This is a genomic window from Arthrobacter sp. R4, assembly GCF_051365025.1.
In the GTDB taxonomy this organism is placed as follows: Bacteria; Actinomycetota; Actinomycetes; order Actinomycetales; family Micrococcaceae; genus Arthrobacter.
This window is the reverse complement of record NZ_JBLWIJ010000022.1, coordinates 1-14,105: the sequence shown is the minus strand read 5'-3', so window position 1 is coordinate 14,105 and position 14,105 is coordinate 1. Positions and strand designations below refer to the sequence as shown.

General features: G+C 65.6%; 13 protein-coding genes and 1 rRNA gene. 1 reads left to right on the top strand and 13 read right to left on the bottom strand.

Annotated elements, in window-relative coordinates; translation table 11 throughout:
• Window positions 1-69: 69 nt before the first annotated feature.
• The 6 genes from ACLKOZ_RS14120 to ACLKOZ_RS14095 form a co-directional block, all read right to left on the bottom strand.
• Window positions 70-1,545: a hypothetical protein gene (locus ACLKOZ_RS14120; protein WP_436475866.1), complete on the bottom strand. Its 1,476-nt coding sequence runs from the start codon at window positions 1,543-1,545 to the stop codon at window positions 70-72.
• Between the two features lie 2 nt (window positions 1,546-1,547).
• Window positions 1,548-2,057, bottom strand: a complete 510-nt coding sequence (locus tag ACLKOZ_RS14115; protein ID WP_436475864.1) for an RNA polymerase sigma factor — start codon at window positions 2,055-2,057, stop codon at window positions 1,548-1,550.
• Between the two features lie 78 nt (window positions 2,058-2,135).
• Window positions 2,136-2,618, bottom strand: coding sequence for an 8-oxo-dGTP diphosphatase (locus tag ACLKOZ_RS14110; RefSeq protein ID WP_436475862.1), 483 nt, complete (start codon window positions 2,616-2,618; stop codon window positions 2,136-2,138).
• A 3-nt stretch (window positions 2,619-2,621) separates the two neighbouring features.
• Window positions 2,622-3,629, bottom strand: a complete 1,008-nt coding sequence (gene xerD / locus ACLKOZ_RS14105; protein WP_436475860.1) for a site-specific tyrosine recombinase XerD — start codon at window positions 3,627-3,629, stop codon at window positions 2,622-2,624.
• Window positions 3,629-4,291, bottom strand: a complete 663-nt coding sequence (locus ACLKOZ_RS14100) for an NUDIX domain-containing protein (RefSeq protein ID WP_436475858.1) — start codon at window positions 4,289-4,291, stop codon at window positions 3,629-3,631. The genes xerD and ACLKOZ_RS14100 overlap by 1 nt, the downstream gene beginning before the upstream one ends.
• A gap of 25 nt (window positions 4,292-4,316) precedes the next feature.
• Window positions 4,317-6,131 (bottom strand): CTP synthase, encoded by a 1,815-nt coding sequence (locus ACLKOZ_RS14095; protein WP_436475856.1) that lies wholly within the window; start codon window positions 6,129-6,131, stop codon window positions 4,317-4,319.
• Window positions 6,132-6,214: 83 nt separating this feature from the next.
• Between ACLKOZ_RS14095 and ACLKOZ_RS14090 the strand changes: the two genes are divergently transcribed.
• Complete coding sequence (locus ACLKOZ_RS14090; RefSeq protein WP_436476104.1) at window positions 6,215-6,751, top strand: DUF2867 domain-containing protein; 537 nt, start codon at window positions 6,215-6,217, stop codon at window positions 6,749-6,751.
• Here the strand turns inward: ACLKOZ_RS14090 and recN are convergent.
• From recN to rrf, 7 genes are all read right to left on the bottom strand, one after another.
• Window positions 6,748-8,487, bottom strand: a complete 1,740-nt coding sequence (gene recN, locus ACLKOZ_RS14085; RefSeq protein WP_436475855.1) for a DNA repair protein RecN — start codon at window positions 8,485-8,487, stop codon at window positions 6,748-6,750. The two genes, ACLKOZ_RS14090 and recN, sit on opposite strands and share 4 nt — an antisense overlap.
• Before the next feature lie 3 nt (window positions 8,488-8,490).
• Window positions 8,491-9,516 (bottom strand): NAD kinase, encoded by a 1,026-nt coding sequence (locus ACLKOZ_RS14080; RefSeq protein ID WP_337347703.1) that lies wholly within the window; start codon window positions 9,514-9,516, stop codon window positions 8,491-8,493.
• Window positions 9,517-9,529: 13 nt separating this feature from the next.
• Window positions 9,530-10,342 carry a TlyA family RNA methyltransferase gene (locus ACLKOZ_RS14075; RefSeq protein ID WP_436475853.1) on the bottom strand — a complete coding sequence of 271 codons (813 nt, stop codon included), beginning with the start codon at window positions 10,340-10,342 and terminating at the stop codon, window positions 9,530-9,532.
• Window positions 10,343-10,344: 2 nt separating this feature from the next.
• The gene (locus tag ACLKOZ_RS14070) at window positions 10,345-10,572 is read right to left on the bottom strand and encodes a hypothetical protein (protein ID WP_337351514.1); all 228 of its coding nucleotides are present in this window, start codon (window positions 10,570-10,572) and stop codon (window positions 10,345-10,347) included.
• A 9-nt stretch (window positions 10,573-10,581) separates the two neighbouring features.
• Window positions 10,582-11,571, bottom strand: a complete 990-nt coding sequence (locus tag ACLKOZ_RS14065; protein WP_436475851.1) for an HAD-IIA family hydrolase — start codon at window positions 11,569-11,571, stop codon at window positions 10,582-10,584.
• A gap of 7 nt (window positions 11,572-11,578) precedes the next feature.
• Window positions 11,579-13,513 (bottom strand): hypothetical protein, encoded by a 1,935-nt coding sequence (locus ACLKOZ_RS14060; protein WP_436475849.1) that lies wholly within the window; start codon window positions 13,511-13,513, stop codon window positions 11,579-11,581.
• Between the two features lie 319 nt (window positions 13,514-13,832).
• Window positions 13,833-13,949 (bottom strand): 5S ribosomal RNA (rrf, locus tag ACLKOZ_RS14055).
• Window positions 13,950-14,105: the final 156 nt, after the last annotated feature.

The following is a 14,105-nucleotide window of genomic DNA, read 5'->3' as shown; positions in this document are numbered from 1 at the left end:
ACGGCGGCGCGGTCACCTTCGAGGGTGACCGCGCCGCCGTCGTACTCTGCTGAATCGGTGAGCGGAACCCTACTGGGACAGCGTGAGGCTCAGGATCATCTCCTTGAGCTTCCGGTACTCCGCGGTGCCCATGTAGGCCTTAGCCTCGACCAGCGTCTGGAACACCGGTTCGCCGGCTGCTTTGGCCGCCCTGTCCGCGAAGGACAGGGTGCCTCGGGGAGCACCGTTGACCACGGAGTACATCAGGCAGCTATCCTTCAGCTGGCCGCTGGCCTCATCCACGAGCCCCACCTGGTAGCTGAAGCCGGCGCCAACGGACGTCTGGTCAAGGACCCGGTAGGAGAAGCGGACGTTGCCGCCGGCATCCCACAAAGGCATGTACTGGGCGGAGTCCAGCTCGGTGGCTATGTACTTTTCAGGACCACAGGCACCCCCGAGGCCTCCCCCTGCACCGTGGTAGAACGTGGCCACGGTCTTGCCGGCCTCGTCTGAGACTTCGATCGCAGAGGCGGGGTAATCCGGTGTCCCGGCGGGCACGTCCTTGGCCGCCCAGCCGGTGGGCAGGGCGAACGATGCCCCTGCGGCCTCGCTGGTAAAGCGCTGCGACGTAACGACGTCGGAGGCTTTGAGGGAGAGGGATGTCAGCATGCGCTTTTTATCCGCGTAATCCTGGGACTGCATGTAGGCGTTGGCTTCTGCTACGGAAGTGAACTCCAGGGCCCTGTCGCCATCCGGAGTAAGCCTCTCGGTATCTCCGAAATAGACCGGGGGCACTCCCTCCGGGCCCCCAATGCCGTTGCTGTAGCTGCACGGAGTCCGGACAGTTTCCAGGGATCCGGACAGTGCCATGGAGCCGTATATTTTCGCCCCCTCAACGATGGTGAAGGAGAACCGTGGCTGGCCACGCTGCTGGAGGTCTTTGGGCTGCTGCGGAATCTGCACAGGCTCGGAATCGAGCGCGGTGAACGACGCAGCGGCGCCGCAGGGACCTGCTGTCCGGTCATAGACCAGGTCAAGCCGGCTGATGGTCTGGTTGTCTGCGTTCCGGACCTCGAGAGTGTTGAACGGCATGCCTGCAATCATGTGCGGGGACTCCACCACCGCCCAGTCCGGACGGATGTCGAACGTGGCCTGGCCGGTTGAATCGGTGTAGGAAGTCCACGCCGGCCGGGCAGGCGGTGGTACTACGGCCGCTCCTGTTGAGGATGCCGATCCAGTGGGAGTCGGTGTTGGTTTCGGCGTGGCTGGCGTGGGATTCGCGGTGGGGGTGACGGTGGTCGCCGGCGCCGGGGCGGCCGTGAGCGGGCCGAGGTTCACGGTGACCAGGACGCCTGCCGTTACTGCTGCCGCGGCGATTGCCAGGAGCCCGGCGATCCTGGCACGCCGTTGCCTCCGTTCAGCGAGCGTGGGGATGTCCGGCGAGACGCGGTCCGTGAACCCCTCTGCGCGGGCGAACATCCCTCGCAGGGCCTCCTCGCCGTCGGGAACTGCGGGGTAGTGACGGATGGGGTCTGCCCCGGAAACCAGGTTTTTGATCGGATCCATGGCTACGCACCGACTTTCTGTTCGAGCGATTCGCAAGTGGCCGGCATGAGCCTCCGGAAGGCTTCCCTCGCCCGGTGCAGCCGCACCTTGGCGGCGGATTGTGAACAGTCAAGGACCTGGGCAATTTCGGCGATTGTCAGGTCGTCCCAGTACGCCAGCTGGAGAATGTCCCGGTCCTTGTCCCGAAGGACGGCCAGGGCATTCTCCACAGCCGTGTGCTCGCCCTGGTCCCCCGGGTCACCGCCTGCAGTGGCGGTGATCTTCTCCGTCAGTGCTTTCTGCCGGTCACGGCCCCGGTAGGCATTGCCGATAAGGTTCCGGGCGACGGCAAAGAGCCAAGGGATTTCCGTGCTGGCGGCGCCGTCCCATTTCTCCCAGGCGATACGGAAGACATCCGCTGCGAGTTCCTGGGCCAGCTCAGGATCGTCGACTCTCCGAAGGACGTATTTGTGGATCCTTGGATAGCTGTCCTTGTATAAGGCGATGAACGCCAGCTCGCGCTGTGAAAGCACGATCCCCCCTGGTGATGTAGTTTCCTGGCTTGCAGGCTAACCCTATAGTTTCCGGCTTGGCAGGAATGGTTACAGCGGTTAGGGCAACAGGCTTTCTGACGAGGCCACTGTTTCGTTGTCCGTAGCCAGGGTCACAACGACGTTCACCTTGCGCCCTTCCAGCACCACAGGCAGCCAATGGTCGGCGTCCTGCCACATCCGCTCCACAGGCAGTGCCCGTGTACTGAACCACGCCGGGGCGATCTCGTCGCTTTCGCGGGGCTCGCCCTCCCAGCGGCGGGCTGTGAACATCCGCGCGGACATGTTCCATTCGGGCCGGGCGGGAAAAACAAACTGCACAACGCCGGCGTCCTGCAGGTCTTCAGGCCGGACGGTAATCCCCGCTTCCTCGTGGATCTCGCGGCAGGCTGCTATGGCGTCGGTCTCCCCGGCTTCCACATGCCCGCCGGGACCCACCACCTTCCCGGAGCCAAAGCCGGTCTTTTTGACGCCCAGCATGACTTCAGCGCCGTGGGGGGTGTCCCGCAGCAGGAAGCAGAGTGCGACGGCCGCCGGCTTCATGTCCTAACCCAGGGCCCGCGGATGTGCCGCGGCGTAGATTTCACGCAGGGTATCCGCTGTGACCAGGGTGTACACCTGCGTGGTTGTCACGGAGGCATGCCCCAGCAGTTCCTGGACCACCCGGACGTCCGCGCCGCCTTCCAGAAGGTGGGTGGCGAAGGAATGCCGCAGAGTGTGCGGTGAGACGTCCCTGGTGATGTTGGCTTTTTCGGCTGCGGCCTTGAGGATGGTCCAGGCGCTTTGGCGGCTGATGCGTCCGCCACGGGCGTTGAGGAACAGCGCCGGCGTCCCCTTGCCCTTGCCCGCCAGGAGCGGCCGGCCACGCACAAGGTAGGCATCCAGTGCCCGGGCACCGTAGGAGCCCAGCGGTACCAGCCGCTCCTTGGACCCCTTGCCGAACAGCCGTACGATCGCGGGGCCGGCCTCCGCGTCGTCCAGCGAGATGTCGTCTACGTCCAGGCCGACGGCTTCGCTGATCCTTGCCCCGGTGGAATAGAGGAATTCGAGCAAGGCGCGGTCCCTCAGTCCCGTGGGCGTATCGGCCCCCGAAGCCTCAAGGATCCGGGTGACCTCGTCCACGCTGATGGCTTTGGGCAGCCTCTTGCCCGGCATCGGTGGGTGGACGTCGCTGGCGGGATCCGTCGTCGTGAGCCCTTCGAGGGCCCAGAATTTGTGCAGGCCGCGGACTGCAACCACCGTTCGGGCCGCCGACCTCACGCCCAGGGCCGTGCCGCCGTCGGAACCGTCCGACAGTGCCTGGACGAATCCGGTGACGTGGTGCCGCGTGATCTGGCCGGGCAGTTCGCAGCGCGCGCCGGCGAGGTAGCCGGCGTAGCGAGTCAGGTCGCGGCGGTAGGCCGCCAGGGTGTTGAGCGCGAGGCCCCGTTCAACCCGCATATGCTGCAGGTACTCGGCTATGGCGTGGTCGATGGCCGTTCGGGGCCGGACTTGCTGCCGTGGCTGTTCCGCGGCCGGCGGTGGCGGTGCTTCCGCCGAGGTACTCGCCGTCATCAACGCTGGCTGGGGTGGGCAGGCCAGGGTGCATCGGCGGGGCGGAGCCGGGCAAAGCCGTCACCGCGCGCCGCGGCCGCAGCCAGGATTCCGACGACGGCGGACGGGTTGTGCAGTTTCCCTTCCAGGACTGCTGCCACGGCGTCGTCGAGGGCTATCCAGTGGAATTCAATCTCCGCTTCCTCATCCATCCGCTCGTGGCGCTCGTGGTGCGGTACACCCGTGAGGTCGCGGGCAAGGTAGATCCTGATTGCCTCGCTGGAGGACCCCGGCGAATTGAAGAAATCCGCCAGGACATTCCAGGTGCCGGCGGCCAGGTCCGCCTCTTCCGCGAGCTCGCGGGCGGCGCCCACGACGAATTCTTCGCCTTCGACGTCCAGCAAACCGGCCGGAATCTCCCAAAGATCCATGCCCACGGGGTGACGGTACTGCTTCAGGAGCAGGATCTCGCCCGCTTCGTTCATGGGCAATACCGCCACCGCGCCTGGATGGTCAATGTAGTCGCGGGTGAGGGCGTCGCCGGAGTCGCTCAGCTGGAAGCTGTCGCTGACCACATCCCAGATCCGGCCTTCGTAGACCTTCTCGGTAGACAAAAGACGGCGCGGGCTCGGTTCGTCCGAAACCTTCCGTGCAGCTTGGGGGGTTCCAGGTGTACCGGGCATCGCGCCGTCCTTTACGTATTCGGTTTTACTTAGCAGCTACCGTGCGTGCCTGCTTGGCCGCCGGCGCACCGTTTTTGGCAGCTACTGCCTCCGGGGCTTCCGGGGCAGCTTCTGCGGGCAGGCCTGCATCCAGGAACTCGCTGCCGGCCTGGTGGTCCAGGGCAGCCTTGACCAGCCCGGCGAACAGCGGGTGCGGCCGGGTGGGCCGGGAGCTGAGCTCAGGGTGGGCCTGCGTTGCCACGTAGTACGGGTGCACCTCACGCGGGAGCTCGACGTATTCCACGAGCTTGCCGTCCGGTGATGTTCCGGAGAACACCAGGCCCTTCTCGGCGATCTGGCCACGGTACTTGTTGTTGACCTCGTAGCGGTGGCGGTGCCGTTCGCTGACTGTGGTCTTGCCGTAGGTTTCGGCGATGACGGAGCCGGCGTCGAGCTTTGCCTCGTAAAGGCCCAGGCGCATGGTGCCGCCGAGGTCGCCCTTGCCTTCGACGATGTCCAGCTGCTCTTCCATCGTGGCAATGACCGGGTACTTGGAGTCCGGCTCGAACTCGGACGAGGATGCGCCTTCCAAGCCAACTACGTTCCGGGCGTATTCGATCACCATGCACTGCAGGCCAAGGCAGAGGCCAAGCACCGGCAGCTTCGTTTCGCGGGCGAACTTGAGTGCCCCGAGCTTTCCTTCGAGGCCGCGGATGCCGAAGCCGCCCGGAACACAGATGGCGTCCACACCATCCAAGGCAGCAACCGCGCCCTCATGGGTTTCGCATTCGTCCGACGGAACCCAGCGGATCTTGACTTTGGTGTCGTTGGCGAAACCGCCGGCGCGCAAGGCCTCCGTGACGGACAGGTAGGCATCCGGGAGGTCGATGTACTTGCCCACAAGCGCGATTTCAACCTCGTGCTTGGGGTTGTGGACGGCCTCGAGCAGCTTGTCCCAGCTGGTCCAGTCAACGTCCTTGAACGGCAGGTCCAGGGCACGCACGATGTAGGAGTCCAGGCCCTGGGAGTGCAGCGTCTTGGGGATGTCGTAGATGCTGGGTGCGTCGGCAGCGTTCACCACGGCGTCGATGTCGACGTCGCACATGCGGCCGATTTTCTCACGCATGGCATCGGGTACTTCGCGGTCCGAGCGGATCACGATGGCTTCCGGCTGAATGCCGATGGAACGCAGCGCGGCCACGGAGTGCTGCGTCGGCTTGGTTTTCAGCTCCTGGGACGGGCCGATGTACGGAACCAGGGAGACGTGCAGGAAAAAGACGTTGCCCCGGCCGACGTCCTGGCGGACCTGGCGGGCCGACTCGAGGAACGGCTGGGACTCGATGTCGCCGACGGTTCCGCCGATCTCGGTGATGATGACGTCCGGAGCGTTCTTGCCCTCGGCGGGCAGGCGCATCCGGCGTTTGATCTCGTCGGTGATGTGCGGGATGACCTGGACGGTGTCGCCGAGGTATTCGCCGCGGCGTTCCTTCGCGATCACCGTGGAGTAAATCTGCCCGGTGGTTACGTTCGCCGAACCTTCCAGGTTTTCGTCCAGGAAGCGCTCGTAGTGTCCGATGTCGAGGTCCGTTTCGGCGCCGTCGTCGGTCACAAAGACTTCGCCGTGCTGGAAGGGGTTCATCGTGCCCGGATCAACGTTCAGGTACGGATCGAGCTTCTGCATAGTTACAGACAGGCCGCGTGCCCGCAGGAGGTGGCCGAGGCTCGAAGCCGTCAGCCCCTTACCGAGCGAGGACGCCACACCACCGGTTACGAAGATGTGTTTGGTCGTCTTGGACGAGCCCGGGAACCGGGAATTTACACGGGAATTTGATCGCTGCACCACGGAATTCGAGCCTATCATCAAATGAACCTTCCACGGATCCGGAACTGTTCCCCAAATGCTCCAGTCTGCAGTGCGAACGGCCTTACGATCAAGGGGTGACCATGTATCCGGACCCTGAAACCAAGTCATCGGACCCTGCTGGCGGCGTGGACGCGGGGAATTTCCCGGTCTTCCGGTCGCTGGCTCTGCAGTCCATTCCCCAGCCTGACTACGCCGATGTGATTGTCCTCCCAGTTCCGGACGGCAATCCCGACGGCGGTCCCGCGGAACCGCGCCTCTGGGCCGAAGAGCTGTTCTCGCTGCGGTCCATGCCGGGCTGGGTCACGGCCTTAATGGGTTTGCGGCAGGCGGTGGTTGGCCTGGTGGGAATCAGCAGGGCTCCAGCCGGCGTGTTTGCCGTCGCGCAGGTCTGCGGCGAAGAAGCGCTGATCAGCGCCGATGATACCCACCTGGACTTCCGCTGCGGGGTGGCCTACGACGCCGGCGCCAAGCTGTTGCGGGTCACCACGGCAGTGCGCCTGAAAGGCTGGCGGGGACGGCTGTACTTCGCGCCGGTGCGCCTGCTGCATCCCTTGGTGGTGCACGCCATGATGGCCCGCACCATCCGCCGGCTGACTGCCGTGCCCCGAAGCAGCTAGGCCCGCTGGGGCAGCAGCTTCGCGTCGTCGAGCAGCTCCTGCGCGTGGGCCTGTGCGGACTCGGAATCCTCCTGGCCTGCCAGCATCCGTGCGAGCTCCTTGACCCTTTCAGGGCCGTCGAGCAGCCGCACATCACTGGAAGTGAACCCGGTGGCCGTGCCGCCGTCGGACCCCCGGACCGATGTCTTGGTGACCGTAATGTGCTGGTCCGCGAAGGCGGCAACCTGCGGCAGGTGCGTGACCACCAGGACCTGCACGTGCTGCGCCAGCATGGCCAGCCGACGGCCGATTTCGACGGCGGCACGTCCGCCGACGCCGGCGTCCACTTCGTCGAACACAAAAGTGGGCACCGGATCCACGGCGGCGAGCACTACCTCGATGGCCAGCATCACGCGGGAGAGTTCGCCGCCTGAGGCGCCTTTGCCCAGCGGACGGGCAGGCGCACCGGAATGGGGCTGGAGCAGGAACGAGATCTCGTCGGAACCGTGGGGCTGCAGGTGTGCTGCCGGCTCGATGGTGATCACCAGCGTTGCGTCGGCCATGGCAAGGGCCTTCAGTTCGGCGCTGACGCGTGCCGAGAGGTCCTTTGCGGCCTTGCCGCGGATTTTGGTGATGGCCGCTGCTTGCTTCTTCAACTCAGCCTCGGTCCGGGCAACCTCCGCGTCCAGCGCCTCGATCCGGGTTGAGTCATCCTGCAGTTCGTCGAACCGGACACGTGCGTTCTCAGCCCACACCAGGACCTCGTCGATGCTGGGGGCGTACTTGCGCACCAGCTTGGCCAACGCAGCCCGGCGGTCCTCGATCTCCGCGAGCCGTTCGGGCCCCTCTGAGTCCAGGCCGGCCTGGTAGCTTGCCAGTTCCGTGGCGATATCGTTCAGCAGGAAACCGACCTCGGCCAGGCGTGCGGCCGCCGCGCCGAGTTCCGCGTCATGCTCGGCCACATGCTCCAAGGTCCGCTTGGCGGCATCCACCAAGGTGGTGGCGTCACCCTCGTCGCCGTAGTCCTCCGCGATAAGTGCCTGGTGGGCGGTGTTCGCCGCAATCCTGAGTTCTTCCACATTGGCCAGTTTCACGGCCTCGGCCTTGAGTGACTCGTCCTCCCCCGGCTGCGGGTCGACGTCGTCGATCTCGGCCAGGGCAATCTCCAGCGATTCCGCTTCCCGCAGCCGGTCCCGTGCGGCGCCGCGCAGCGTGTCCAGTTCGGCCTGGCTGGCCTTCCAGTGGCTGTAGAGGGCCTGATACTTGCCCAGCGGATCCGCCAAGGCGTCGCCGGCGAACTTGTCCAGGGCACCGCGTTGCGCGAGTGCCCCCTTCAGCCTGATCTGGTCAGACTGGCCATGGACCACCACCAGGCTTTCGCCGATCTCCGCAAGGACGCCCACGGGGGCGGCCCGTCCGCCGAGGTAGGCCCGGCTGCGTCCGTCCGCACCGAGGCGACGGGCAAGGATCAGCTCAGCGCCGCCGTCGAACTCTTCCACCTCGGCACCGGCCTCAAGCGCCCGCACCACTGCCGCGTGTCCGGCGTCGAGCTTGAGAACTGCCTCCGCGGAGGCACTCTTGGCCCCGCTGCGGACCGCGCCGGCGTCGGACCTGGCACCCAAAAGGAGGCCGACGGCGGTGACCACCATCGTCTTACCGGCGCCTGTCTCGCCGGTCACCACGCTCAGCCCGGGGCCCAGCGGCAGCGTAGCGTCAGTGATGACGCCGAGATCGCGGATTCTCAGTTCTTCAAGCATGGTTCACTTTGCTGTTGACGGATCGGTTTCATCTTCAGGGTGGTCTGCGTGCGTGACCTGCAGCGGGGCCATCGGCCTGGGCGTCCGGACAATCGGAATCGGGCCCGTGTGAATGGCCTCCGCCTGCGGAACCGGGCCCCGCCAGCCGTGGATGGGGAGCTCGAACTTCCGGACCAGCCTGGCGGAGAACGGCGTCTGGTGCGTCCTGGCCAGACGGACGGGCGTAGCAGATTTGGTCACTTCCACCCGGGCTCCCGGCGGCAGGTCCACCGAGCGCCGGCCGTCACACCACAGCACTCCCATGGCATCCGTCCGGTTGAGGACCTCCACTGCCAGCCGCGACCGCGGTGACACCACCAGGGGCTTGGCGAAAAGGGCGTGGGCGCTGATGGGGACAATCAGGAGGGCCTCGACCTCCGGCCAAACTACGGGCCCGCCGGCTGAGAAGGCGTAGGCGGTGGACCCGGTAGGGGTGGCCAGCACCACGCCGTCGCAGCCGAAGGACGTCAGGGGGCGCTCGTCAACCTCGGTGACCACCTCGAGCATCCGTTCCCTGTTGCCTTTTTCTATGGCAGCCTCGTTCAGGGCCCAGGTATGCCAGATCTTCTGGCCCCGGACCCACACCTGGACGTCGATGGTCATGCGCTCTTCCACCGTGTAGTCCCGGCGGGCGATCCATTCCACTGTCTGGGCGAGGTCGGCCCGCTCGCTCTCGGCAAGGAAACCCACGTGGCCGAGGTTGACGCCCAACAGGGGCACATCCACTTCCCGCACCAGCTCGGCCGCGCGCAGGATGGTCCCGTCGCCGCCCAGCACCATCACCAGTTCAACGTCCGGGAGCTGCACGTGGTCATGCAGGACCTCCACCGGCTGGGTGAGGTGCCCGAAGAAGCGCTCCATGTCGCCCAGTTCGGACTCCTGCATCACGGGGATAATGCCCGAGGCATGCAGCTGGGCGCAGGCTTCCCAGGCGGCCTTCAATGACTCCTCGCGGCCAGTGTGGGCAAGGACCAATACGCGCCTGCTCATCAGGTTCCGCTTTCTAGTGGTTCGGCCAAAGACGTCCAAGCAACCCAGCTATGGCTGCGTCGCGCTCTTCGATCTTAGGCAAGTCTTGGGTCATCCTGCGCTTTATCCACAGGAAGTATTCAACGTTTCCGTCCTGGCCCGGCAAGGGACTCGCCGCCAGGCCGCACAGGTCCACGCCGGCGTCGAGCGCCGCATTGGCGACTTTTTCGACCGCCATCCGGCGTTCGCGCTCGGAATTGACCACGCCGGTGCGGCCCAGGCGGTCCTTACCGATTTCGAACTGTGGTTTTACCATCAGCACCAGATCGCCGCCAGGCTCCGTGCTCAGGGCCAGCGGCAGGACCACCAGGGTCAGCGAAATGAACGACAGGTCAGCGACCGTCAAGGCCACTGTCCCACCGATGTCCTCAGCCGCCATATACCTGACGTTGAGCCCCTCATGCACCTCTACCCGGGGATCGCTCCGGAGCTGCGGTACCAGCTGGCCGTGTCCGACGTCGACAGCCACCACGTGCGCGGCGCCACGCCTCAACAGCACATCGGTGAAGCCGCCGGTGGACGCACCGGCGTCCAGGCACCTCTTCCCCTCGACGGTTATGGCCGGGAAGGCGTCCAGCGCGCCAGCCAGTTTATGGCCGGCCCGGCTGACGTAGCTGTCCTGCTCAGTGTGCTCAACGGCGAGGTCCTTGCTGTCCTCCACCTGGAGTGAGGCCTTTGACAGCACCTGGCCCGCGGAAGTGACCTTGCCTTCGGAAATCAGGGAGGCAGCGTGCGTACGTGACCGTGCCAGGCCGCGCGCAACCAGTGCCTGGTCGAGTCTGGCCATGCTCAGGCCCCGTTCCCGGCCGGAGGCTCTTCGTTCAGCGTTTCGAGCAGCGCGTCGTGGAGTTCGCTGTAGACGGCCTCATGATCTGCCACCGGCATCGCGGGTACACCTTCCAGGGCCGCCAGGACGGCAGCAACGGACGGATCGCCTGTTTCGGTGCCTGCTGTCTCCGGCCACGCGGGGGTGGGCTGGGCTGCAACCGGGTTGTGCGTTTCGTTCAGCTCAGTCATTTGACCAGTCTAATGACTGAGCCACTCGAGTTTGGGCGCAGTGGGGCTTGCCGCTTCGGGGACCGCGGCCCACCAGGCTTGGCAGGCGGCGCGCCAGGAGTCGAGGTCGTCCTCGCTCCCGCGGACGTGGACGGTGCCACCGCTGACCCGCGCGGTTGAGGTTCCACAGCGGTACGTTCCGTCAGCGTGGTCCACGGCCGGGTACGGCGAGTGGAGGTCCGTGAGGGAGTTGATGACATAGTCCGGGCGTTCTGCGGTGCGTGCTGCCAGGATGGTTTCCCTGGTGTCGACGCCGGTCAGCACGGCTACCGTGGCGAAACCGGCGTTGTTGCCGCCGAGGATGTCCGTGTCAAGGCGGTCGCCCACTACCAGCGGACGGTCAGCGGAAAGCCTTTTGGCAGCAGCGTGGAACAGCGGGGCCTCCGGCTTGCCCGCGACGCGCGGTGTCTGGCCAGTGGCAGCCGCGACGGCTGCCACCAAGGTGCCGTTCCCCGGCGCAATACCGCGTGCCTGCGGAATCGACATGTCCGTGTTCGTGGCCACCCACAGGGCTCCGGCAGAGACCACATAGGAGGCTTCAGCCAGGTCCTTCCAGCCGATCCCGGGGTTGAACCCCTGAACCACAGCCACCGGGTCATCGTCCTGGCTGCTGACCGGAGTCAGGCCAACAAGTTCGATCTCCTGCGCAAGCGCCGGGCTGCCCGTGATGAGGACCCTGGCCCCCGGCGCCAACAGCGACGCCAGCAGTTCGGCAGCAGCCTGCGAGGAACTGACCACTTGCTGATCATCCGCGGGAGCACCGAGCTCACGGAGATGCGCGGCTACCTGCGCCGGCGTGCGGGAGGCATTGTTGGTGACATACCCGAGGCCAATGCCCAAGCCTTCGAGTTGCTGGAGCGAATCCACGGCACCAGGGATGGCGTGCGGACCGGCGTAGACCACGCCATCAAGATCGGCGAGAAGGGCGTCAAACAGTGAAATGAGGGGAACGGCCGTCATCTTCGGATCAGTCTTCCCGGCGTTCGGCGCGCACTGCCTCGATGTCATCCCCGCCGTGCCCTTCCGGTCCCTCCGGCTCGATGTCGGCTACGTCGTCGGCTGCCTCGTCCGTTTCCTCGCCGGTTTCGTCGGGGGTTGAGATGAGTTCGTCCTGCTCGATGGAGTCCTCATTTGACTCGGCATCCTCAGACTCAAAGTAGTCCGATTCGGCGTCGTCAACGGAAGTGTCCACGGCATGGCTCGCCGATTCGGTGCTGCCTTCAGTGGCTTCCGCTGCTGCGGCCACGCGAGGGGTGTCCGTTTCCGGACCACGGGCTGCGCGCTCGATCAGGCGGCGGCGCTCGGCCTCCTCGCGGGCTTCTTCCTCCTCGTCCCAGCCGAGGTCCACGATGTCCGGCTCCTCGTCGACGCCCAGGCCCAGGGCATTTTCTGCCACGACAGCCTGTTTCTGCCACTTGGCTGCCTCCTCCGCGCGGCCCACGGCAGACAAAGCGTCGGCGTAAGCACGGAAAAGGCGCGGGCTGTAGGAGAAGGCCCGGTTGATGTCCAGCTGGGGAATTTCCAGTTCTGCAACGGCGGCATCGAGCTGGCCGAGGTCCGTCCGGGCTCCTGCAGCCACGATGGCGAGCTCGGCCTTGCCCGGAGCGTCGAGGTCCTTTGCTTCCTCGGAACGGACCACATCGAGGGCTCGGTCCGGGCGGCCCAGGCCGCGTTCGCAGTCAGCCATCACGGGAAGGTGGACGTTGGAGCCGCTGATCCGGCGATAGGTGCGGAATTCGCGCAGGGCCTCCCCATAGTGGCCCGCGGCGTAAGCGGTCAGACCCACAGCTTCACGGACTGCAGCGAGGCGGCCGCCACGGCGGCTGGCCGCCAGGGCGTGCTGGAAGGCAAGTTCCGGTTCGTCGTCAATGAGGCGTCCGGCCATCACCAGGTGACGGGCCACCCACTCGGCGCTTTTCGGTTCGAGGGTCTTGATCTGGTGCTGGGTGGCGCGGTCCAGCTCTTTGCCCGTGACATCCTCGTCGATTTCAGGCGACCGCTCACGGTCCGGGCGGTTGGCGCTGCGCAGGTCGCGGGCATTGGGAACGCGCACGGGGCGGTCCTCTGCACGGTCCCGGCCGAACTGCCGCGGGCCGGAGTCGCCGCGGTCGAAGCTACGGGGTGCCCGGTCCTGGCGGTCGCCGAAAGGCTTGCGGTTGTCGCGGTCGCCAAAGCTGCGGCGTTCGCCGTCTCCGTCACGGCGCGGACGGTCACCATAGGGCTTGTTTTCGCGGTCACCATACGGCTTGCGGTCACGGTCACCGAAGGGCTTACGCTCCCCACCACTGAACGGCGGCTTACGGTCTCCCCCACCAAAACTGCGGCGTTCGCCATCACCTTCACGACGCGGACGGTCACCAAAAGGCTTGTTTTCGCGGTCACCATACGGCTTGCGGTCACGGTCACCGAAGGGCTTACGCTCCCCACCACTGAACGGCGGCTTACGGTCTCCCCCACCAAAACTGCGGCGTTCGCCATCACCTTCACGGCGCGGACGGTCACCATAAGGCTTGTTCTCCCGGTCACCATACGGCTTGCGGTCCCGGTCACCGAAGGGCTTACGCACCCCACCACTGAACGGCGGCTTACGGTCTCCCCCACCAAAACCGCGGCGTTCGCCATCGCCCTCACGGCTGGGCCGATCGCCGAAGGGCTTACGCTCGCCGGCGCCGAAGCTACGGCGCTCACCCTCGCCTTCGCGGCGCGGACGATCACCATAAGGCTTGTTCTCCCGGTCACCATAAGGCTTACGCTCTCCGGAGCCAGGCGTGCGTCGGGGGCCTTCGCCACCTTCCCGGTTTTCCCGGGACCGGAATCCGCGGGGATCTCCGCCTGAGTTGTTCGGTCCGCGGAAGGGACCGCGGTCCTTGCCGCCGCGGTTGCCGCCATTGTGCTCAGCCATGTGGAGTCCTCCTGTTGCGAGCCGGCCTGGCGCAATCGCAGCCGCTCTTATCCGTGTTTCGTTTTCCTACGCAACCCGAAATCAAGCGCTTCGAAGTCCGTACATCTCAATCAATTCTAGGCGAGTCGCCAAACCATCCATGACAGAAAGCTCCGCTGGCAGGCAGTCGTGGGAATCTTCACACCCAGGAGGCTCTCGCAGTTGTTGCGGGATTGGTTCGGATGTTGTCGCTGTGTGGTGGGGGGTGGTGGTGGGGTGTGGTTTAAATGGGAGAACCCCCCGACACGTGTGTGTTGGGGGGTTCTCGACCTTAATGGTTGTCCGGCGGTGACCTACTCTCCCACACCCTCCCGGGTGCAGTACCATCGGCGCTGTGGGTCTTAGCTTCCGGGTTCGGAATGGGACCGGGCGTTTCCCCCACGCTATGACCGCCGTAACCCTGTTACCCGGCCCTGCCCGGCGTGTGCCGGGGGGTGGGAAGTCTGGTTACAACTGTTCCTGTTAGGGAACTGTGGTGTTGTTATTCAGTTGTGTTCTCAAGCAACGGGTTTGTTGTTTGGGAACCACATAGTGGACGCAAGCAGTCTTGTTT